Genomic DNA, 20,567 nt, shown 5'->3' on the forward strand with positions numbered 1-20,567 from the left:
CCGCAACCGACGCCGATTAGTCCGCGGACGTCCGAGACGAACGCGTGCAACTGCCGGGAGCCCTCGACGCCGTCTGGCCGGTGCTCGTCGAGGTAGCGCCGCGTGTCGCCCGCATCGCGGTGTTCATCGGGGTCGGCGTCTTCCTCGCGAACGTCGCCGTCGGCTTCGGGCTCGTCGAGAAGATCGCGGCGTTCTCGAAGTACCTCACCCGGCCCGCGAACCTCCCCGACGAGGTCGGGACCGCGATCGTCACGACCGCGGCCTCGACGACCGCCGGCTACGGGATGCTCGCGGACTTCCGCGAGTCCGGCCGGCTGAACGACGCCGAGACGCTGATCGCGGTGACGATGAACACCTTCTTCGGCTTCGTCCAGCACATCTTCACCTTCTACGCGCCGGTGTTGATCCCGATTCTCGGGCTGGAAGTGGGCCTGCTCTACGTCGGCGCCCGCGCCGCGATCGCGCTCGGGATCACGATCGCGGGCGTCCTCGCGGGCGCCGTGTTGCTCTCGCGCGGCTCCGCAGACGACCGGCCCGAGACTGCGGCGGTCGACGGCGGCGTCGAGACGCCGGACGACGGGTCGGATCCTGACGCCGATATCGACGACGGAGGCGACGAGGAGTCGCCCGCGGCGGTGGTCCGCACCGCGGCCGAGAAGACCTGGCCGAAGCTCAAACGGATCGTCCCGCGGCTCGCGCTCGTCTACGTCGTCGTGACGCTTCTGGTCCGCACGCAGGACCTCCGCGCGGTCACGGGCGTCGCCGAGCCGCTGACCGCACTGCTGGGGCTTCCGGGGGCGTCGCTGCCGGTGATCGCCGTGTTCGCGTTCGACACCACCGCCGGCGCGGCGACCATCGCGCCGATGATCGGCGGGACGTTCACGCCGCGGACCGCGGTCGCGACGATGCTTCTCGGCGGGATCGTCTCCTTCGCGGTCTCGACGTTCAAGCGCTCGATCCCGTTCCAGTACGGGATCTGGGGGCCGGCGTTCGGGTCGAAGGTGATCGTCGTCAACACGGCGCTGAAGATCGTCTTCATCGCCGCAGCGCTGGCCGTGTTGCTCGTGCCGGTCTGAGGCAGGGATCGACGATCGCGGACCGAATTACCGCTCTCCCTCGTCGAGGTCGATCGGTTTTCCTTCCTCGGTCGGCGGCGCGACGTGGTCGATGTAGGCGTCGACGTCGGGCTCGTGGACGGTGACGTGGACCTCGATGTCGCCGAGTTCGTCGGGGTTGCCGACGGCGAAGTTGATCGTGCCCTTGAACGCGGCCTGCTTCTTCAGCGAGAAGGAAAAGCCCTCCTCGTCGGCGCGCTTTGCGAACTCCCGCCTGGCGGTGTCGAGGATCTCCTGTTCGTGCAGCCGCTCGGAGAAGCGCTCCAGCGAGTGGGTCGCGCCGACGAGCTCCTTGTCCCGATGTTCGAACTCGACGTTCGGGAACAGATTCCGCACCGCGTCCTCGACGCGGGCTGTCACCTCGGTGTCGCGCACGGGGGCGACGATCCGGGCCTCGACGCGGTAGATCACGGCGCACCACCCGCCGTTCGGACCTGGACGTAGTCGTCGTCGCCGATCCGGTCGAGGTCCTCGTCGAGGATCGCGCGGACCCGCTCGCGGAACGCTTCCAGGGAGTCCGTGTTCCGGACGACGACGTCCGCGCGGTCCATCACCTCGCCCATCCCGAAGCCGAGTTCGCGCTCCTCGCGCTCGCGGAGGGCCTCGCGGTCGAGGTCGGTGTCGTCGCGGCCGCGTTCGAGCAGGCGGTCCGCGCGGGTCTCGAACGGCGCTTCGACGCTCACGAGGAGGAAGTCGTCGCCGAACGCCTCGCGGAAGCGGTCGAGTTCGACGTCCGAGCGGAGGCCGTCGACGAGGACGACGTCGCCGTCTTCCAGTTCGGACTCGATCATCGGGAGCGACCGCTCGGCGATGGCAGCGGGGCCGTCCTCCTCGCGGAGCGTCTTCGCCATCTCGCCGTGGTGCTCTGCGGGGTCGAATCCGCGCTCGCGGCAGGCCTTCCGGATCACGTCGCCCATCGTGACGACCGGGACGCCGGCCTCGCGGGCGACGGCGGCGGCCTCGCCCTTGCCGCTCCCGGGCAGTCCGACGGTGCCGATGACCTTCATTACGCGACGGTTCTCGGCTGCGGACCTTACGCGTTCCGCTCCCCGCGCGCTCCGCTCCGGGCGGCAGTCTCCACGCGGCTTCCACATTCCTTTTTACTGCCCGCCGACTGCCTTCCGACGAGGGCGCGTAGCTCAGTCGGACAGAGCGTCGGACTTCTAATCCGATGGTCGCGGGTTCGAATCCCGTCGCGCTCGTGCAGCGAGGAACGAAGTGACGAGCGAACCAGCGCGCGGGATTCGAATCAGGGAGCGAACGGAGCGAGCGACCGTGGTTCGAATCCCGTCGCGCTCGTGAAATCGGAGATTTCACTCGCGCGACGTACTCCCGATCGCTTCGCTCTCGGGAGTCCCGTCGCGCCGCGAGAACCGCCGAGCGAAGCGAGACGTGTCGAAACGCACCGCAAGGGATTCGAATCTGGGGGCGAACGGGAGCCGAGCCCGCTTCCGAAGCGTTTAATCGAATTCCGACTCCTTTCTCATCCGATATGACGAAAGTCAGCATCGTCGGCGCCGCCGGGACGGTCGGCGCCGCCGCCGGGTACAACCTCGCGCTGCGCGACGTCGTGGACGAACTGGTCTTCGTCGACATCCCCGACAAGGAAGACGAGACCGTCGGACAGGCCGCGGACGCGAACCACGGGATCGCCTACGACTCCAACACCGAGGTCGTCCAGGGCACCTACGAGGACACCGCGGGCTCGGACGTCGTCGTCATCACCGCAGGCATCCCGCGCCAGCCCGGCCAGACGCGGATCGACCTCGCGGGCGACAACGCGCCGATTATGGACGACATCGGCTCGTCGCTCGCCGAGCACACCGACGACTTCGTCTCGGTCACGACCTCGAACCCCGTCGACCTGCTGAACCGCCACCTCTACGAGTCGGGCGACCGCGACCGCCACAAGGTGATCGGCTTCGGCGGCCGCCTCGACTCCGCGCGCTTCCGCTACGTGCTCAGCCAGCGCTTCGACGTGCCCGTGAAGAACGTCGAGGCGACGATCCTCGGCGAGCACGGCGACGCCCAGGTCCCGGTCTTCTCCAAGGTGCGCGTCGACGGCGCCGACCCCGACTTCGCCGCCGACGAGCGCGAGGAGATCCTCGGCGACCTCCAGAAGTCGGCGATGGATGTCATCGAGCGCAAGGGTGCGACCCAGTGGGGACCCGCCACGGGCGTCACCCACACGGTCGAGGCGATCCTCCGCGACACCGGCGCGGTGCTCCCCGGCTCGATCGTCCTCGACGGCGAATACGGCTACGAGGACACCGCCTTCGGCGTCCCGGTCAAACTCGGCGCCGACGGCGTCGAGGAGGTCGTCGAGTGGGACCTCGACGACTACGAGGCCGACCTGATGGACGACGCCGCCGAGAAGCTCAGCGATCAGTACGACAAGATCGCGTAAGCGCGTCAGCGGACCCGCGTTTTCTCCCCTGCGATCGCCGCTCAGTCGGTCACGACGCCCGCGACCGACGGGATCGCGTCCACGACGCCGGCCGCGACGCCGTAGGCCGCCAGCGCGTGCGCCCGCGGCCGGTCGTCGAGGATGTCGGTCTCGGTGAGGTAGCCGTCGCCCTTCGAGAAGTAGCGCGCCGCCGCGCGTAAGAGCCACCGCTCGAACGCGTCGCCGGTGGCGGCGATCCGGTAGGCCCCGTCGACCGCCCGGCGTTTCACGTCCAAGAGCAACGACTCCGGCACCGACGAGCGACCGCGGAGCCGCTCGACCGCGGCCTCCCCGGTCGAAAAGCCGTGGAACTCCGCGAGCGCGGTCGCGAGCGTCGTCGTCTCCAGGCCGGGGAGCCCGTCCCGGCGGGCCCACCGGGCGTCTTCGAGCGTCTCCTCGCCGGGTGCGAGGGTCAGCAGCCGGTTCCAGGCGGTGTCGCGCGGCGTCTCCTCGCGGACGCGTCGGGAGTCGTACCACTCGTCGTCGTGAGCGAACTCCCGCACACGCGACCGGTACGTCTCCCGGGCGGAGGCGAGGTCGATCCGGACCGGCACGGACTGGCGGGCACGGAACGTCCGGTGGAACTGGCGGGCGTCGTCGAGGTGACGGACCGAGCGCTCGTGGTTCCGGACCGCGCGGGCCAGCGCCTTCTCGCGGACGCGCTCGGGACGCTCGTCGAGGGCCGCACGATCGACCTCGGCGTTCGTGCCGGCGATCGCCGCCACGTGGAGCCGCGTCTCGATCAGGTCGATCCAGACCATCGCCTCGGCGGGCGCGTCGCTCTCGTAACGGAGCCCGGACCGGAACTCTTCGATGCCGGGCGCTGGACCGGTCTGTGCCGGGCCGTCGGAGCCGATCGTGACGTCGTCGAGGGACGCGGCCGCGGCCCCGAGCGCCAGCGCGACGTACCTGACGTGGTAGCGCGCCTCGCTGAGCGTCTCGAAGGACGGCGGGTGGGACTCGTCGAGGAACTCCCGGGCGTCGGCGACGCTGCCTTCGGTCCCGAAGAATCGGTCGCCGTCGAGGTGGCCGGCGGCGCGGGCGCGGTCGACGATCGGCGCCGCGCGGTCGGTGAGGTCGCGGAGGTGGTCGAGCGCCGAATCGCGGTGTTCGGGGCGGACGAGCGCGACGTCCTGGTGGCTGACGCCGTCGGGGTAGGGGACGGCCGCGGGACCGACCGCGGCGACCGCGCCGGCGCCGAGGAGCCCGGCGACGCCGACGGCGCCGCCGGCGCGGAGGAGCGTGCGGCGGGAGATGGAGGGACCAGTCACAGAGACGGCCTTCGGCGGTGAGCCCAATACGTCTTGCCCCCGCGGCCGCTCCGCGGGACCCCCGGTCTACGCGGTGGCGGCCTGGAGGTCCGAGAGGTACGACGCGAGATCGGTGGTCGTGACCATTCCGATGACGGCGCCGTCGTCGTCGACGACCGGAACGTGGTGGATCCCGTGGTCGACCATCGACTCGGCGATCTGGGCGATCGGCACCTGCGCCGTCGTCGTGACCGCGGTGTCGGACATGTACGCGGAGACGGGCGTCTGGTCCTTCGGCTGCCGCTCGGCGACGATCTGCACGAAGTCCGTCCGCGTGAGGATGCCGACGAGCTGTCCGTCTTCGACCACGACGACGGAGCCGATCTCCTCGTCAAGCATCTTCTGTGCGGCGTCTTCGACCAGCGTATCGGGCGAGACGGTGTGGACCGGCGAGGACATCACGCGTGCGACGAAAATGTCGTCCATACCCCGGATACGGCATCAACGACTATTAAGAATTCTGCAGGCGGCGACTTCTTCGCCGAGCGGCCGGTGCTAACACGAGCGTTTATCAGTGAGAGCGGGACCAGGCCCCGCGTGGTGTGATCGATGCCCCGCGCCGGGCAGCGGTTGTTCGGCACGTCGGCGCGGGGAGCGGTCCGGAGATGAGGTGCCGACTGTTCGCTCTTCCCACTCATAGTGATTACTCTCGTCTCTTACCGCCGACGCCGTCACCGGGGGTGGCCTTCGGCGGTAAACAGTGAGAGCAATCACTATCAGAGCCGCTCGCGGATCGTCCGCGCGGTCTGCTCGCCGACGCCCGGGACGTCCGTCAGGTCCGCCGTCGACGCCGCGCGGACGTTCTCGACGCTCCCGAACCGACGGAGGAGCGCCCGTCTGGTCTGTTCGCCGACGCCGGGGACGTCTTCGAGCACCGTGCGGACGTCGTCGCGGAGCGTCTGGTGGTACTGGACCGCGAAGCGGTGCGCCTCGTCGCGGACGCGCTGGAGCACGTGGAGCGCCGGGTGGTCGTCGCCCCAGTCGCGGACGCCGTCGGGGGTGACGACGAGCTCCCGCTCTTTCGCGAGCGCGACGGCCGGGACGTCCCAGCCGACCTCCGCGAGCGCGTCGGTCGCGGCGCCGAGTTGGCCCTCGCCGCCGTCGATCAGCAACAGGTCCGGATCGGGGCGGCCGTCCCGGCCCTCGACCGCCCGCTCGGCGCGCCAGCGGACGAGCTCGCGCATCCGCGCGTAGTCGTCGTTGCCGTCGGCGAGTCGCTTTCGCCGATACGCCGACTTCTCGGCCGAGCCGTCGACGAAGCAGACGTTACTGCCGACGACGGCCTTCCCCTGGGCGTGGCTCACGTCGAAGCCCTCGATCCGCGAGACCGAACCCAGGCCGAGCGCGTCAGCGAGCGCACCGATTTCGTCATCGTGGTCCGGACCACGTCGGGCGTTCTTGAGCGCGAGGTCGACGAGCTTCGCCTCTCGGCCCGCGCCCGGAACGCGGAGGTCGATGCCCTCGGCGCGGAGCCACGACGCCACGTCCGCGTCGTCGGGGCGCTCCGAGCAGAGGATCGCGTCGGGAAGCTCCCGCTCGGCGTAGTACTGGGTGAGGAACGCGGTGAGCACCGCGGCCGAGCGCTCGCCACCCTCGGGCGCGTCGAGTCGGTGTCGCGAGCGGTCGACGAGCTGGCCGCGCTCGCTGTGGAGCCGCGCGACCGTCGCGGTGTCGCCCTCGACGGCGACGCCGAGGACGTCGACGGTCCGCTCGTCGGACTGCGCCGAGACGGCCTCCTCGCCGCCGGCGTGGAACGACTCGACTGCGTCGAGCCGATCGCGCAGATTCGCCGCCCGTTCGAACTGTTCGCCCTCGGCGGCGGACTCCATCTCCCGGCGGAGCGGATCCGCCAGCACGCCGGTCTCCCCCTCGAAGAACCGAGTCACGGACTCGACGTCCTCCCGATACGCGCCGGGGTCGATCTCGCCGGTACAGGGCGCGCTACAGAGCCCCATCTCGTAGTCGAGACAGGGTCGGTCGCGGTTGGCGTACTTGTGGTCCGAGCAGCCGCGGAGGCCGTAGGTCTTTCGGAGCGCCTTCACGACGGTCTCGACCCGGCCCTTGTCGGTGAACGGCCCGAAGACGGTCGCGCCGGGATCCGGGTCGCGCGTCACCTCGATCCGCGGGATCCGGTGGTCGGTGAGCTGGACCAGCGGGTAGGACTTGTCGTCCTTCAGCCGGACGTTGTACCGCGGCTGGTGGCGCTTGATCAGGTTCGCTTCGAGCAGCAGCGCCTGCGTCTCGGTGTCGGTGACGGCGACGTCGATCGATTCCGCGCGGTCGACCATCCGGCGAATCCGCTCGCCGCGCGGGTCGGCGTACGACCGGACCCGGTCGCGGAGGTCGACGGCCTTGCCGACGTAGAGGACGTCGTCGCCGTCGAGGAACTGGTAGACCCCGGGGTCGGTCGGCAGCTCCGCGGCGCGGTCGCGGAGGTGACTGCGCTCCATCGGCCGGGAGTAGCGGATCGAGCGGCTTGAGCGTGACGCGACGGGTCGGAGCGGCTACGCTCGCGTCCGACGTCCGACCGCGAGGAGCGCGAAACCGCCCAGATCCGTGGCGAGGAAGGCGACCGCGGCGCTCGGTGTCGAGCCGAGCCCGGCCGCCTCCGTCCCGACGAGGTAGCAGGCGACGAACGCCGTCGCCGCAACGGCGCAGGCGACGAGGATCCACGCGACCGCAGCGCCCGCCCGGTCGTAGGCGGGCCAGTACTCGTCGTAGGCAGTCGGGACGACGACGCCGAGCGTCACCAGGAGGAGGAAACTCCCCGGACCGGAACCGTAGGCAGAGCGGAAAGCGTAGGCGGCCGGCAGCGCCGCGGCGACGCCCGCGAAGATGGTGAGCTGTCGTTGCGCGGTCGCCCATCGGTAGATCGCCGATCGGGAGTTCGTGGAGGGCACACATCGAAGATCCGACGGCGGGAGAATAAAACCGGGGGCGCAGAGCCGACGGAGACGGTAGCTACAAGCCGCGCCTCGACCACCGTGGGGTATGGGCGAAGGCGAACGCGACGGCGACGGCGCCGAAACCGTCCGCTGCTGGCTCGTCGAACGGACCTACACAGATCGCGGACTCGTCGATATGGTGTACGCGACCCCCGACGGCGCCCGCGTCCGCCGGAAGCAGGTGTCGACGACGGTGATGCGACAGCGGGGGCAGGGAACGTCCGCGGCCGTCGAGGTCGACCGCGACGACCTCGAACCGGTGGACGACGACGAGACCCGCGAGCGCTACGCCGCGGAGGTCGAACGCGTGCGCGAGCAGTACGACCCCGACGACGAGATCTGACGCCGTTCGGCGCCGAGGCCGCCGCCGGATCGATCTCAGAGCTGATTCTCTCACCAAACGCTTTATGAACGGACCAAACAACCCTCGGCTATGGCTGCTATCGAACTCGACGGGGTGACAAAGCGGTTCGAGGACGTCACCGCCGTCTCGGACCTCTCGTTGACCGTCGAGGAGGGGGAGGTCTTCGGCTTCCTCGGCCCGAACGGCGCCGGGAAGTCGACGACGATCAATCTCCTCCTCGATTTCGTTCGCCCGACCGCGGGGCGGGTGTCCGTCCTCGGACACGACGCCCGCGCCGAGAGCGTCGCCGTCCGGGAGCGGACCGGCGTCCTCCCGGAGGGCTTCGACGTGTACGACCGGCTGACCGGCCGCGCGCACGTCGAGTTCGCGATCGACTCCAAGGAGGCCGACGCCGACCCCGACGCCGTACTGGAGCGTGTCGGCCTCGCCGACGCCGCCGACAGGCAGGCCGGCGGGTACTCGAAGGGGATGCGCCAGCGGCTCGCGCTCGCGATGGCGCTCGTCGGCGACCCCGACCTCCTGATCCTCGACGAGCCCTCCTCGGGGCTCGACCCCGCGGGCGCCAAGGAGATGCGCGAGATCGTCCTCGAAGAGGCCGAGCGCGGCACGACCGTCTTCTTCTCCAGCCACATCCTCGAACAGGTCGAGGCGGTCTGCGACCGCGTCGGCATCCTCCGGGCGGGCGAGCTCGTCGCGGTGGATTCGATCGACGGGCTCCGCGAGGCCTCGGACGCCGACGCGACGCTCCGGGTCGCCGTCGGCGAGCCCGTCGACGACGACGTCCTCGACGCGGTGCGGGCGCTCGACGGCGTCCGCCACGTCGAGCGCGACGACGACGACGCCGTCCGCGTGGGCTGCGACAGCGACGCCAAGACCCGCGTCGTGAGCGAGATCGAAGACCGCGGCGTGAGCGTGACCGACTTCACGACCGAGGAGGCGTCGCTCGAAGACCTGTTCCTCGCGTACACCGAGGGCGACGCCGGCGACAGGGAGGAGACGGTCGAGGCGGACGTCGAGTCCGACGAAGCCTCGGACTCGACCGAAGCGGCGTCGGCTGACGCCGAGGCCGACGATGCGGTCGCCGAAGGGGAAGCGGCCACCGAAGAGGAGGTCCAGCGATGAGCTGGCAGGCCGTCGCCCGCAAGGAGTTCCGCGACGCGATCCGCTCGCGGTGGCTCCACGGCTCGACGCTCTTCTTCGCGCTCTTCCTCGGCGGGGCCTCGGCGTTGTTCTTCGGCCTCCTCCTCGGCCCGCAGGGCCGACAGGTGTCGAACCTCTTCGGCGTCTTCCTCAGCCTCGGCGTGTTCAGCTTCTCGTTCCCCGGGCTGCTCGCACTCGTGCTCGGGTTCGTCGCGCTCTCGACCTCGTACGGATCGATCACCGAGGAGCGCGAGACGGGCTCGGTCAAGCTCTTACTCTCGCTCCCGAACTCCCGGCTCGACGCCGTCGTCGGCAAACTCCTCGGGAGATCCGCGGTCGTCGTCGTCGCGCTCCTCGTCGGCTTCTTCGCGGCGTTCCTCGCGCTGCTCGGGACGGGCACGCGACTCCAACTCGGGTCGTTCGTCCCACAGATCGCGCTCACGGCGCTGCTCGGCGTCGCGTTCGTCTCGATCGGGCTCGGCGTGTCGGCGCTGGCGGACTCGAACCGCGAGGCCACCCTCGCGACGATGGGCATCTACCTCATCTTCGCCATCCTGTGGGGGTCGATCTCCGAGGGCATCCCCAAACTCATCAACTACGTGGCGACTCAGATCGGGATCGGGGGCGTCGAAGAACTCACGCGGGTCAAAATCGGCGTGTTCCTGAAGTACCTGAACCCCCTGAAGACCTACGAGACGCTCGCGGCACAGTTGTACTACGGACCGGCGCGAGCGCGCCTCGTGAGCACGGCATTCGGGGAGCAGCAGGTCCTCGGGCCGGTGTTACAGGAATCTATCCCGTTCTACTTCTCGGGGTGGTTCCTCTTTTTCGTCCTCCTCGCGTGGATCGTCCTGCCCGCGGCGGTCGGCTACTGGGCGTTCGAGCGCGCCGACCTCTGATTGCGGCTCACTCCTCTTCCGGCGGGTACTCGATCCCGTGTTCGCCCAGTAGCGCCGCGAACGATTCCTCGTCGAGCGTCGGCACGTCGTTCGCCTCGGCGTCCTCGCGCTTCGTCCGTCCGGGGTTCTCGCCGACGACGAGGTAGTCCGTGTTGCCGGAGACGCTCCCGGTCGCGGTCGCGCCGTGGCGCTCCACGAGCGACTGGGCCGCGTCGCGCGTGACCGACAGCGATCCCGTGAAGACGAACGTCAGGCCGTCTAAGGCGTCGCTTCCTTCTTCCTCGACGGGCTCGGGCTCGACGCCCAGTTCGCGGAGCTCCGCGACGGCCGCGCGGTTGCCCTCGTTCGCGAAGAACTCCGCGACGTGTTCGGCGACCGTCGGACCGACGTCGTCGACGGCCTCCAGTTCGTCCTCCAAGGCGTCCATCACCGCGTCGAGGTCGCCGAACTCGCGGGCGAGGTTCCGGGCGGTGTGCTCGCCGACCTCGGGGATGCCGAGCGCGACGAGGAAGTCCGGGAGCGGCGGCGACGTCGTGGCCTCGATCGCGTCGACGAGGTTCCGGGCGCTCTTCTCGCCCCAGCCCGCCAGGTCGGCGACGTCGTCGGGATCGAGCCGGTAGAGGTCCGGAAGCGACGACAGGACGCCGGCGTCGACCAGCTGCTCGACGCGCTCCTCGCCGAGGCCGTCGATGTCGAGCGCCTGCCGACTCCCGTAGTGGACGATCGCCCGCACCAGCTGGGCGTCGCAGGTGAGTCCGCCGGTGCAGAACGCCAGCGGGCCGTCGCGCTCGACGGGGCTGTCGCAGACCGGGCAGGTCTCGGGGAAGTCGAAGGTGCCGTCGGCGCGCTTTTCGACGACCTCGGCGACCTCGGGGATGACGTCGCCCGCGCGGCAGACCCGGACCTCGTCGCCGACGTCGACGCCGAGCCGCTCGATCTCCTCGGGGTTGTGGAGCGAGGCGCGCGAGACGGTGACGCCGCCGACGTCGACCGGCTCCAGGAGGGCGACGGGCGTCAGCCGGCCGGTGCGGCCGACCTGGACGACGACGTCGGTGACGCGGGTGACTTCGGTCCGGGCGGGGAACTTGTAGGCGAAGGCCCATCGGACCGACCGACTCGTCGCGCCCAGTTCCTCGCGGGCGTCGCGGGCGTCGACCTTGATCACGGTGCCGTCGATCTCGTAGTTCAGGTCTTCCCGGGCGTCGAGCAGATCGTCGCGGTAGTCGATGGCGCCCTCGATCGAGTCGACGACGTCGACGCGGTCGGTGACGTGGAGGCCCCACTCGCGGAGGCGATCGAGCGCCTCCCGCTGGCTCTCGGGCACCCGGCTGGCGTCGAGGACGTCGTAGAAGAAGCAGTCCAGGGGGCGGTCGGCGACGACCGAGGGATCGAGCTGGCGAAGCGTCCCCGCGGCGGCGTTCCGGGGGTTGGCGAAGGGCTCCTCGCCGCGCTCGACGCGCTCGCGGTTGTGCTCGCGGAACGCCTCGCGCGGCATAAACACCTCGCCGCGCACCGCGAGCCGCTCGGGCGGGTCGCCGCCCAGTCGGAGCGGGACCGGCCGGATCGTCCGCACCTGTGCGGTGACGTCGTCGCCGACCGCGCCGTCCCCGCGGGTCGCCGCCCGGACGTACTCGCCGTCCTCGTAGACGACTTCTACGGAGAGCCCGTCGAACTTCGGCTCGCAGACGTAGTCGACGTCGCCGACGTCCTCGCGGACGCGCCGGTCGAACTCACGAACCTCGTCGGCGTCGGTCGACTGGTCGATGGAGAGCATCGGCGCGACGTGTTCGACCGTGTCGAGTTCGTCGAGCGGTTCGCCGCCGACGCGCCGGGTGGGGCTCCCCTCGCGGTCGAGGTCGAAGGCCTCCTCCAGGTCCTGGAGGCGCGCGAACAGGTCGTCGTAGGCGCGGTCCGAGATCAGCGGATCGGCGCGGACGTAGTAGCGGTAGTCGTGCTCGCGGATCGCCTCGCGGAGCGTCTCGGCCTGCGCGGCGGCCTCGTCGCGGGAGAGGTCCGCGACGGGCGCAAAGTCCGTGTCGGGGTCGCGGAGGTAGGGGTTGTCGGGGTCGGCGTACGCGAGGTCCGCGTCGTCATCGGCTGTCGCTGCGGCGTCGGCCGACGCGTCGTCGCTCATTTGTCGGTCACTCGGTCGGGGCGGAGTTAGGTGCTTCGTCGCGGGCCGCGGGCGAGCGCCGGCGGGTCGCCGCGGCCCGGAACCCAAACTCGGATTCGGGTGAACGAGGCGGTGAGCGGCGACTGTGTCGCGGGAAACCCGTACCGCTTATCCCTGCGGACTGCAATCGCCGCGTATGGAAGAGGACTTCCTGCTCCTCAACCCCGGCCCGGTGCCCGTCACCGACGAGGTGGCGGCGGCGATGGACGAGCCGATGGTGTCCCACCGGTCCGCGGCGTTCGAGGCGGTCTACGAGCGAGCACAGGACGGTCTCGACTACATCTTCGAGGAGTCCACCCTGGAGGGAGCCTCCACCGCGACGACGGGCGGCGGGACGACGCTTCTCCTCAACGGGACGGCCACGATGGGAATGGAGGCCGCGGTCGCCAATCTGGTGGGCGACGGCGGCCACGTGGTCTCGCTCGTCAACGGGAAGTTCGGCCGCCGCTTCGCCCGCATCGCCGAGCGCTATGCCGACGTCACCCGCGTCGAGGTCCCGTGGGGCGAGTCGATCCCCCTGGAGGACGTCCGCGCGGTCGTCACAGACGAGACCGACGTAGTGACGATGGTCCACAACGAGACCAGTACCGGCCTGCTGAATCCGGTCGAGGGCGTCGGCGAGATCGCCGAGGAGTACGACGCCCGCTTCGTCGTCGACGGCGTCACCTCGATCGGCGGCGACGTGTTCAAGATCGACGACTGGAACGTCGACATCGCCGTCACCGACGCGCAGAAGGCGCTCGCGGCCCCGCCGGGCATCAGCGCGATGTACGTGACAGAGGAGGTGAAAGACGATCTGGACGGCGAGGCCGCGCCGTTCTACGAGGACTTGGAGTGGCACCTTCGGAAATCCGAATCGCACCAGACGCCCTTCACGAGCGCGGTGCCGCTGTTCCGCGCGATGGCGGTCGCCGTCGAGGACATCGTCGAGGAGACGATGCCGACGCGGATCGCCCGGCACCGCCGCCAGTCGGCCGCCTTCCGCGCCGGCTTCACCGCGATGGGGCTGGACCTCTTCGCGGACGCGACGGGCGCGACCGAACTGTCGAACACCCTCACCGCGGTCTCGCTGCCCGAGGAGGTCTACGGCGACGACGCCGACGCCTTCTTCGACGGCGTCGACGCGCGTAACGTGAGCATCTCCGGCGGCCAGGCCCACCTCGGCGGGACGATCTTCCGCGTGAGCAACATGGGCGGCCTCCCCGACGAGGCGATCCTGCGCGGCGTCCGGACCGTCGGCGAGGCGATGGCCGACGCGGGCGTGGACGTCGACGTCGACGCCGGCGTCGCTGCCGCGCGCGAGGAACTGGACCTGACCGAGGCCGCGTCCGCCGACGACTGAGCGCCGAGCCGCCTCGACCTTCTCGTTCAACGTACTCCCGCCAGCCGTGCGACCGTCGAGTACCTCGTCGACTCGGCCGTAACCGACGGTTATAAGCCTCCGAACGAATATGCGTAATGTACATAGTATGGTCGATGGGTTCCACACCCGGAGTCTTCATGCCGGCCAAGAGCCGGACGAGACGACGGGCGCTCGCGCGCCGCCGATCTACCAGACGACCTCGTACGCCTTCGGGGACGCCGATCGCGCGGCGGACCTCTACGCGCTGGAGGCCGACGGCGACGTCTACTCGCGGATCTCCAATCCCACGACTCGGATCCTCGAAGAGCGCCTCGCGGCGCTGGAGGGCGGCGTCGCCGCCGTCGCCACCGCCTCGGGGATGGCCGCGCTCGACTCCGCGACGAGCGTCCTCGCGAGCGCGGGCGACAACGTCGTCGCTTCTTCCGATATGTACGGCGGCACCGCGACCTACCTCACGAAGATGGCGACCCGCCGCGGCGTCGAGATCCGGGTCGTCGACACCCTCGACTACGACGCCTTTGCGGACCGGATCGACGAGGACACCGCCTTCGTCCACGTGGAGACGATCGCGAATCCATCGCTGAAGACGCCCGACTTCGAGCGCCTCGCCGACATCGCACACGCGAACGCGGCGCCGCTCGTCGTCGACAACACCTTCGCGACGCCGTACCTCTGTCGGCCGCTGGAACACGGCGCCGATATCGTCTGGGAGTCGACGACGAAGTGGATCCACGGGTCGGGAACCACAGTGGGGGGAATCCTCGTCGACGGCGGGACCTTCCCCTGGGAACACGCCGACTACGACGAACTCTCGGGCGAGAACCCCGCGTTCGGCATCGACTTCGTCGAGCGCTACGGCGAGGCCGCCTTCGGCAACGCGGTCCGCCAGCGCGCGCTCCGGACCCTCGGCAATCAGCAGTCGCCCTTCGACGCCTGGCAGACGATCCAGGGCCTGGAGACCCTGCCCATCAGGATGCAGCGCCACTGCGAGAACGCCCGCGCGGTCGCGGAGTTCCTCCGGGACCACGAGGACGTCGCGTGGGTGTCGTATCCGGGCTTCGAGGAGCACCCGACCCACGCGAATGCGACGCGGTATCTCGGTTCTGACGAGAACGGCGAGGGTGCGAGCGAGTACGGCGGGATGGTCACCTTCGGGCTGGCCGCGGGCTTCGAGGCCGCAAAGCGGACCTGCGAGGAGACCGACCTCGGCTCGTTCCTCGCGAACATCGGCGACGCGAAGACGCTCGTGATCCACCCCGCCTCGACGACCCACGCCCAGTTGAGCGAGGAGGAACAGCGCGCTGCGGGGCTGAGCCCCGAGATGGTCCGCCTGTCGGTCGGCATCGAGGACGAGGCGGACGTCATCGCCGACCTGGACCGCGCGATCGGCGCGGCGACCCAAAGGACCCAAAGGGTTTCGGGCGGGGACGCGAAGGGGGGAGACAGCGAATGAAGACAGACAGCGGGACCGTCGACCTCGGGCGGTTCGACTTCGCCTCCGGCGACGAGATCGAGAACCTCGAAGTCGCCTACGAGACCTACGGGGAGTTCGACGGCGACAACGCGGTCCTGATCTGCCACGCCCTCACCGGCAGCCAGAACGTCGCGGGCTACGGCTCGGAGACGACGGGCCAGGCCCGCGCGTGGTGGAACGACATCGTCGGCCCCGGGAAGGCGATCGACACGAACGACTACTACGTCGTCTGCGCGAACGTCCCCGGGTCGTGTTACGGCACCACGGGGCCGGCCTCCAAGGACCCCGAGGGCGAGGTCTACGGCACCGACTTCCCGCCCGTGACGGTCGCCGACTGGACGCGCTCCCAGCGCCTGCTGCTGGACGAACTCGGCGTCGGCCGCCTCCACGCTGTCGTCGGCGGCAGCGTCGGCGGGATGAACGCCCTCGACTGGGCGAAGCGCTACCCCGACGACGCCCGGTACGTCGTCTCGGTCGCGGCCGCGGCGCGCCTCGACGCCCAGTGCCTCGCGCTCGACGCCATCGCGCGGCGGGCGATCACGACCGATCCGCACTGGAACGGCGGCGAGTACTACGACCGGGACGAGGCACCGACAGACGGCCTCGCGCTCGCCCGGCAGATCGGCCACGTGATGTACCTCTCGAAGGCGTCGATGGAGGGGAAGTTCGGCCGGCGCGCCGCCGGTCGGGACGCCCGCCGCGACTCCTTCCCCTCGGACCCCGCGGCGGCGTTCTTCCCGTACCGCGACGTGGAGTCGTACCTCGACTACCAGGCCGAGAAGTTTGTCGACCGCTTCGACGCCAACTCCTACCTCTATCTCACCCGCGCGATGGACGACTACGACCTCGCGGAGGGCTACGAGGACGACGCCCGGGCCGTCGCCGCCTTCGAGGGCGAGGCCCTGTTGCTCTCCTTCACGGGCGATTGGCACTTCACGACCGAGCAGTCGGAGACGCTCGCGGCGGCGTTCCGGGAGGCGGGCGCGCCGGTGGCCCACCACGTCATCGAGTCGGACCACGGCCACGACGCGTTCCTCGTCGAGCCCGAGAAGGTCGGGCCGCCGCTCCGGGACTTCCTCGATTCGGGCGTCGAGGGGCGCGCGGTCCACGACACCGACGCCGACGCCGATTCGGGGCCCGGAAGCGACTTCGCGCCCGTCCACGCGTCGCTGTTCAGTCAGTAGGCGCGGCGCAGTCGGCGGGCTGTCGGAACCCGAACGCACTTTTCGGTCCGCGCCGTCCGGACGCCTGTGACTCCTGCCGAACTCCTCGCGCGGCTCGTCGGCCTCCTCGTCGCCGCCGCGGGCGCCGCCCTCGCGTGGGGCGGCCTGTTCGCCCCGATCGCGGGCACGCGCGGCGTCGACCTGCTCGCCCGGGGCGCGGTCGCGAACCTCGTCGTCGCCGGGGGACTCGCCGGCCTCGGCTTCCTCGCGGCGGGCCTCGCCGTCGTCGTCGACCGCGGGCGCCCGCTCGCGGTCTCCGTCGGCGGGCTGGTCCTCGTCGCGGTCGTCGCGCTCCTCGCCGTCGGGACCGATTCATCACAGGCCGTCCTCGGCGTGGGCGTCGTCGCCGCGGCGACGCTCCTCGCGGGCGCCTCGATCGAGGGGCGCCCGGCGTGAGACCGTGACGCCGGATCCGCGGACGGCGTCGTAGATACCGGCGGAATTTGCTCACGTCACGTCGGTTAGGCCGCCGCTCCGAGAAGGGCGGGGTATGGCAGACGACGAAGAGCAGCCACTCGGGTTCGGGACGCGAAGCCTCCACGCGGGACAGGAGCCCGATCCGGCCACCGGCGCGCGGGCACAGCCGATCTACCAGACCACCTCGTACGTCTTCGACGACGCCGAGGACGCCGCGGGACAGTTCGCCCTGGAGAAGGAGGGGTTCATCTACAGCCGGCTGATGAATCCGACGGTCGCGACGCTCCAGGAGCGCCTGGCGTCGCTCGAAGGTGGCATCGGCGCCGCGGCGACGGCCTCGGGGATGGCCTCGCTCGACCTGGCGACGTTCCTGCTCGCGAGCGCCGGCGACAACATCGTGACGGCGTCGTCGCTCTACGGGGGCACCTACACGTACTTCACCCACACCGTCGAGCGCCGCGGGATCACGACGCGCTTCGTCGACACCCTCGACTACGAGGCCTACGAGGAGGCGATCGACGAGGACACCGCCTACGTCCACCTGGAGACGATCGGCAACCCCGCGCTGGTCACGCCGGACATCGAGCGGATCGCCGACATCGCCCACGAGAACGACGTCCCGCTGTTCGTCGACAACACCTTCGCGACGCCGTACCTCTGCCGGCCGATCGAGCACGGCGCCGATCTCGTGTGGAACTCCACGACGAAGTGGATCCACGGCGCCGGCACGACGATCGGCGGGGTCCTCGTCGACGGCGGGTCGTTCCCGTGGGCCGAACACGCCGAGAAGTACCCCGAGATCGGCGCCCCCAACCCCGCCTACCACGGCGTCAACTTCGCCGAGCGCTTCGGCGACGCGGCGTTCACCTACGCCGCCATCGCCCGCGGCCTGCGCGACCTCGGTAACGCCCAGTCGCCGTTCGACGCGTGGAACACTCTCGAAAAACTGGAGTCGCTGCCGATGCGGATGGAGCGCCACTGCGAGAACGCGATGGCCGTCGCGGAGTACTTAGCGGACCACGACGAGGTCTCCTGGATCAACTATCCCGGCCTGGAGAGCCACGAGACCCACGAGGAGGCCTCCGAATATCTGGAGGGCGGCTACGGCGGGATGATCACCTTCGGCCTGGAGGCCGGCTACGACGCCGCCCGCGACACCGTCGACAACGTCGAGCTCGCCTCGCTCCTGGCGAACGTCGGCGACGCGAAGACGCTCGTGATCCACCCCGCCTCGACGACCCACCAGCAGCTCACAGAGGAGGAACAGCGCGCCGCGGGCGTGACGCCGGACATGGTCCGGCTGTCGGTGGGCATCGAGGACGTCGACGACGTCATCGCCGACCTCGATCAGGCGATCGAGCGCGCGACGAACTGATCGGCGAGCCGCGTTCGGGACGCGCCCGTCGCCCGCGCGCCGATCGGGCGATGGTGACGTTTTTCCTCCTCTGCCCTGAACGGGGAGTGTGGTCGAAGCACTCCTCATCGTCGGGCTCCTGGTCGCAGTGTTCGTCGGGTTCAACATCGGCGGCTCGTCCACCGGGGTCGCGTTCGGCCCCGCGGTCGGGAGCGGCCTCGTCTCGAAGCTCGGCGCGGCCGCGCTGATGACGGCGTTCGCGCTCTTGGGGGCGTGGACGGCGGGCCGCGAGGTCATCCAGACGATGGGGGGACAGATCGTCCCCGAGAGCCAGTTCACGCTGGCGGCCAGCGTGGCCGTCCTCTTCTTCGTCGGCCTCGCGCTCCTGATCTCGAACACCTTCGGCGTCCCGGCGTCGACGTCGATGACGGCGGTCGGTGCGATCGCGGGCCTCGGTCTCGCCACGGGGACGCTCGACGAGGGCGTGATGCTGGAGATCATCTCGTGGTGGATCGTCTCGCCCGTGATCGCCTTCTGGATCTGCGCGGTGATCGGGCGGTACCTCTATCCCTACCTCGACGCCAAGCTGAAACTCGATCAGTCACCGGGGGCGATCCTCGTCTTCGACCGGAGCGGGGCGGTCCCGCGGCCCCGACTCGGACCGAACACGACCTCCCGCGAACTCGGCAGCGTCGCCCTCGTGGTCGTCATCGCCTGCTATATGGCCTACTCGGCGGGGGCGTCGAACGCCGCCAACGCGGTCGCACCGCTCGTCGGCAACGGCGCGGTGTCGATGAACAACGGGATCTTCCTGGCCGCCGGCGCGATCGGGCTGGGCGCGTTCACCATCGCCCGGCGGACGCTCGACACCGTCGGCAACGACCTCACCGAACTGCCGATCCTCGCGGCGCTCGTCGTCGAGACGGTGTCGGCGTCGCTGATCGCGATGCTCTCGTACCTCGGGATTCCGGCGAGCCTCGCGGTGTCGGCGACGATGTGCATCGTCGGGCTCGGCTGGGGGCGGGCCACCCGCACGGTGACGCTCGGCGAGGCGCTCAGCGGCGACACGCCGGAGATGTCCGTGGACGCGCTGACGACGGAGACCGGCGAGGAGGTGCCCCGGATGGGCGAGGAGTCCTCGACGGACCTCGCCGGCACGGACCTGTTCGACCCGGGGACCACCGGTCGGGTCATCTTCTTTTGGCTCCTCACGCCGAGTCTCTCGGCCGCGGCGTCGTATGCGCTCTTTGCGACCGTTCCGATATAGCGTCCGGCGATCCGATCGCTTCCGAGTTCGGTTCCCGATCGCCCAAAACCCCACGTTCGTTTCGCTGAAGCGGTAATACGGTCGAAAAGCAGGTCTGGATCGAACAGCAAAGTCTAATGGGGTGGCATACAAATCGCCAAGTGAGATGCCTACCGTAGAATACCTCAACTACGAAGTGCTGGACGATCAGGGCTGGGATATGGACGACGACGACCTCTTCGAGAAGGCGGCCGACGCCGACCTGGGCGACGAGGACTACGGCACCCTCGAGGTCAATCAGGGCGAGTACATCCTCGAAGCCGCCGAGGCGCAGGGCTACGACTGGCCGTTCTCGTGCCGCGCAGGCGCCTGTGCGAACTGCGCGTCGATCCTCAAGGAGGGCGAGATCGATATGGACATGCAGCAGATCCTCTCCGACGAGGAGGTCTCCGAGAAGAACGTCCGCCTGACCTGCATCGGGTCGCCCGCGGCCGAGGAAGTCAAGATCGTCTACAACGCGAAGCACCTCGACTACCTCCAGAACCGCGTCATCTGAGCCGGATCCCGGGCGCCAGCCCGAGAGCGGACTTCGGAACCGACTCCGACCACCATTTTTCTGAGGCCGCCGCGACAGCGGCGCGCCGGCGAACTGCCGGACGCCGTCCGCGGATCGAGCCCCGAGGAGGTATCGAACCAAAGGCCTAAGCCCGTCGGTACCGAACGCGTAGGTATGAGTACGGACGCTACGGGCGGCGACGACGACCTGAAGGAGCGCGTCACGAACTTCCTGCGCCGGAACTTCCCGCAGATCCAGATGCACGGCGGCTCGGCCGCCATCCAGCACCTCGACCGCGAGAAGGGCGAGGTCACCGTGATGCTCGGCGGCGCGTGTTCGGGCTGTGGCATCTCCCCGATGACGATCCAGGCGATCAAGAGCCGGATGGTCAAGGAGATCCCCGAGATCGAGACCGTCCACGCCGATACGGGAATGGGCGGTGGCGGCCACGACGGCGGTGGGATGTCGCCGTCCTTCCCCGGCGAGACCGAAGGCGAAGAGCGCGACAGCGACGAAGGCCCGCAGGCCCCGTTCTAACGCTC

20 protein-coding genes and 1 tRNA gene are annotated in these 20,567 nt (G+C 69.9%); 14 read left to right on the forward strand and 7 right to left on the reverse strand.

Annotation, left to right across the window (positions count from 1 at the left end; all coding sequences use genetic code 11):
- Positions 1-44: 44 nt before the first annotated feature.
- Positions 45-1,076, forward strand: coding sequence for a nucleoside recognition protein (locus tag ACQUQ0_RS06580; RefSeq protein ID WP_435183939.1), 1,032 nt, complete (start codon positions 45-47; stop codon positions 1,074-1,076).
- A 27-nt stretch (positions 1,077-1,103) separates the two neighbouring features.
- Here ACQUQ0_RS06580 and ACQUQ0_RS06585 read toward each other — a convergent pair whose 3' ends face one another.
- Together ACQUQ0_RS06585 and ACQUQ0_RS06590 are read right to left on the reverse strand one after the other, a co-directional pair.
- Positions 1,104-1,526, reverse strand: coding sequence for an RNA-binding domain-containing protein (locus ACQUQ0_RS06585; RefSeq protein ID WP_435183940.1), 423 nt, complete (start codon positions 1,524-1,526; stop codon positions 1,104-1,106).
- Entirely contained in the window at positions 1,523-2,122 is a 600-nt protein-coding gene (locus tag ACQUQ0_RS06590; RefSeq protein WP_435183942.1) for an AAA family ATPase, read from the reverse strand. The genes ACQUQ0_RS06585 and ACQUQ0_RS06590 overlap by 4 nt, the downstream gene beginning before the upstream one ends.
- A gap of 121 nt (positions 2,123-2,243) precedes the next feature.
- Between ACQUQ0_RS06590 and ACQUQ0_RS06595 the strand changes: the two genes are divergently transcribed.
- Together ACQUQ0_RS06595 and mdh are read left to right on the forward strand one after the other, a co-directional pair.
- Positions 2,244-2,317, forward strand: a tRNA-Arg gene (locus ACQUQ0_RS06595).
- 290 nt (positions 2,318-2,607) lie between these two features.
- Complete coding sequence (mdh, locus tag ACQUQ0_RS06600) at positions 2,608-3,522, forward strand: malate dehydrogenase (protein ID WP_435183943.1); 915 nt, start codon at positions 2,608-2,610, stop codon at positions 3,520-3,522.
- 41 nt (positions 3,523-3,563) lie between these two features.
- On the opposite strand, the gene ACQUQ0_RS06605 is transcribed toward mdh, so the two are convergent.
- The 4 genes from ACQUQ0_RS06605 to ACQUQ0_RS06620 all read right to left on the reverse strand — a co-directional run bounded on the left by ACQUQ0_RS06605 (position 3,564) and on the right by ACQUQ0_RS06620 (position 7,771).
- Positions 3,564-4,832, reverse strand: coding sequence for a hypothetical protein (locus ACQUQ0_RS06605; RefSeq protein ID WP_435183944.1), 1,269 nt, complete (start codon positions 4,830-4,832; stop codon positions 3,564-3,566).
- A 66-nt stretch (positions 4,833-4,898) separates the two neighbouring features.
- Positions 4,899-5,297, reverse strand: coding sequence for a CBS domain-containing protein (locus ACQUQ0_RS06610; RefSeq protein WP_435183946.1), 399 nt, complete (start codon positions 5,295-5,297; stop codon positions 4,899-4,901).
- A gap of 290 nt (positions 5,298-5,587) precedes the next feature.
- Positions 5,588-7,321 (reverse strand): excinuclease ABC subunit C, encoded by a 1,734-nt coding sequence (locus ACQUQ0_RS06615; protein WP_435183948.1) that lies wholly within the window; start codon positions 7,319-7,321, stop codon positions 5,588-5,590.
- Between the two features lie 54 nt (positions 7,322-7,375).
- Positions 7,376-7,771, reverse strand: coding sequence for a hypothetical protein (locus tag ACQUQ0_RS06620; protein WP_435183950.1), 396 nt, complete (start codon positions 7,769-7,771; stop codon positions 7,376-7,378).
- A 91-nt stretch (positions 7,772-7,862) separates the two neighbouring features.
- Here ACQUQ0_RS06620 and ACQUQ0_RS06625 point away from each other — a divergent pair, with 91 nt between their 5' ends.
- The 3 genes from ACQUQ0_RS06625 (at position 7,863) to ACQUQ0_RS06635 (ending at position 10,219) form a co-directional block, all read left to right on the forward strand.
- Positions 7,863-8,159: a hypothetical protein gene (locus ACQUQ0_RS06625; RefSeq protein WP_435183952.1), complete on the forward strand. Its 297-nt coding sequence runs from the start codon at positions 7,863-7,865 to the stop codon at positions 8,157-8,159.
- 90 nt (positions 8,160-8,249) lie between these two features.
- Positions 8,250-9,302, forward strand: a complete 1,053-nt coding sequence (locus ACQUQ0_RS06630) for an ABC transporter ATP-binding protein (protein WP_435183954.1) — start codon at positions 8,250-8,252, stop codon at positions 9,300-9,302.
- Positions 9,299-10,219: an ABC transporter permease gene (locus tag ACQUQ0_RS06635; RefSeq protein ID WP_435183956.1), complete on the forward strand. Its 921-nt coding sequence runs from the start codon at positions 9,299-9,301 to the stop codon at positions 10,217-10,219. The genes ACQUQ0_RS06630 and ACQUQ0_RS06635 overlap by 4 nt, the downstream gene beginning before the upstream one ends.
- A 7-nt stretch (positions 10,220-10,226) precedes the next feature.
- On the opposite strand, the gene ligA is transcribed toward ACQUQ0_RS06635, so the two are convergent.
- Positions 10,227-12,353 (reverse strand): NAD-dependent DNA ligase LigA, encoded by a 2,127-nt coding sequence (gene ligA, locus ACQUQ0_RS06640; protein WP_435183958.1) that lies wholly within the window; start codon positions 12,351-12,353, stop codon positions 10,227-10,229.
- Between the two features lie 175 nt (positions 12,354-12,528).
- Between ligA and ACQUQ0_RS06645 the strand changes: the two genes are divergently transcribed.
- From ACQUQ0_RS06645 to ACQUQ0_RS06680, 8 genes are all read left to right on the forward strand, one after another.
- A complete protein-coding gene (locus ACQUQ0_RS06645; protein WP_435183960.1) occupies positions 12,529-13,734 on the forward strand; it encodes a pyridoxal-phosphate-dependent aminotransferase family protein in 1,206 nt (401 codons plus the stop codon).
- A gap of 127 nt (positions 13,735-13,861) precedes the next feature.
- Positions 13,862-15,208, forward strand: a complete 1,347-nt coding sequence (locus ACQUQ0_RS06650) for an O-acetylhomoserine aminocarboxypropyltransferase/cysteine synthase family protein (RefSeq protein WP_435183962.1) — start codon at positions 13,862-13,864, stop codon at positions 15,206-15,208.
- Positions 15,205-16,413 carry a homoserine O-acetyltransferase MetX gene (metX, locus tag ACQUQ0_RS06655; protein ID WP_435183964.1) on the forward strand — a complete coding sequence of 403 codons (1,209 nt, stop codon included), beginning with the start codon at positions 15,205-15,207 and terminating at the stop codon, positions 16,411-16,413. The genes ACQUQ0_RS06650 and metX overlap by 4 nt, the downstream gene beginning before the upstream one ends.
- Before the next feature lie 66 nt (positions 16,414-16,479).
- On the forward strand, positions 16,480-16,848 hold the full coding sequence (locus ACQUQ0_RS06660) for a hypothetical protein (protein ID WP_435183966.1): 369 nt from the start codon (positions 16,480-16,482) through the stop codon (positions 16,846-16,848).
- A gap of 94 nt (positions 16,849-16,942) precedes the next feature.
- Positions 16,943-18,244 (forward strand): O-acetylhomoserine aminocarboxypropyltransferase/cysteine synthase family protein, encoded by a 1,302-nt coding sequence (locus ACQUQ0_RS06665; RefSeq protein ID WP_435183968.1) that lies wholly within the window; start codon positions 16,943-16,945, stop codon positions 18,242-18,244.
- Between the two features lie 88 nt (positions 18,245-18,332).
- The gene (locus ACQUQ0_RS06670; RefSeq protein ID WP_435183970.1) at positions 18,333-19,490 is read left to right on the forward strand and encodes an anion permease; all 1,158 of its coding nucleotides are present in this window, start codon (positions 18,333-18,335) and stop codon (positions 19,488-19,490) included.
- A gap of 145 nt (positions 19,491-19,635) precedes the next feature.
- Positions 19,636-20,025, forward strand: a complete 390-nt coding sequence (gene fer / locus ACQUQ0_RS06675) for a ferredoxin Fer (RefSeq protein ID WP_435183972.1) — start codon at positions 19,636-19,638, stop codon at positions 20,023-20,025.
- A gap of 174 nt (positions 20,026-20,199) precedes the next feature.
- On the forward strand, positions 20,200-20,562 hold the full coding sequence (locus tag ACQUQ0_RS06680) for a NifU family protein (protein ID WP_435183974.1): 363 nt from the start codon (positions 20,200-20,202) through the stop codon (positions 20,560-20,562).
- Positions 20,563-20,567: the final 5 nt, after the last annotated feature.

It is taken from the genome of Halobellus sp. EA9, from assembly GCF_051195055.1.
Classification (GTDB): domain Archaea; phylum Halobacteriota; class Halobacteria; order Halobacteriales; family Haloferacaceae; genus Haloquadratum; species Haloquadratum rubicundus.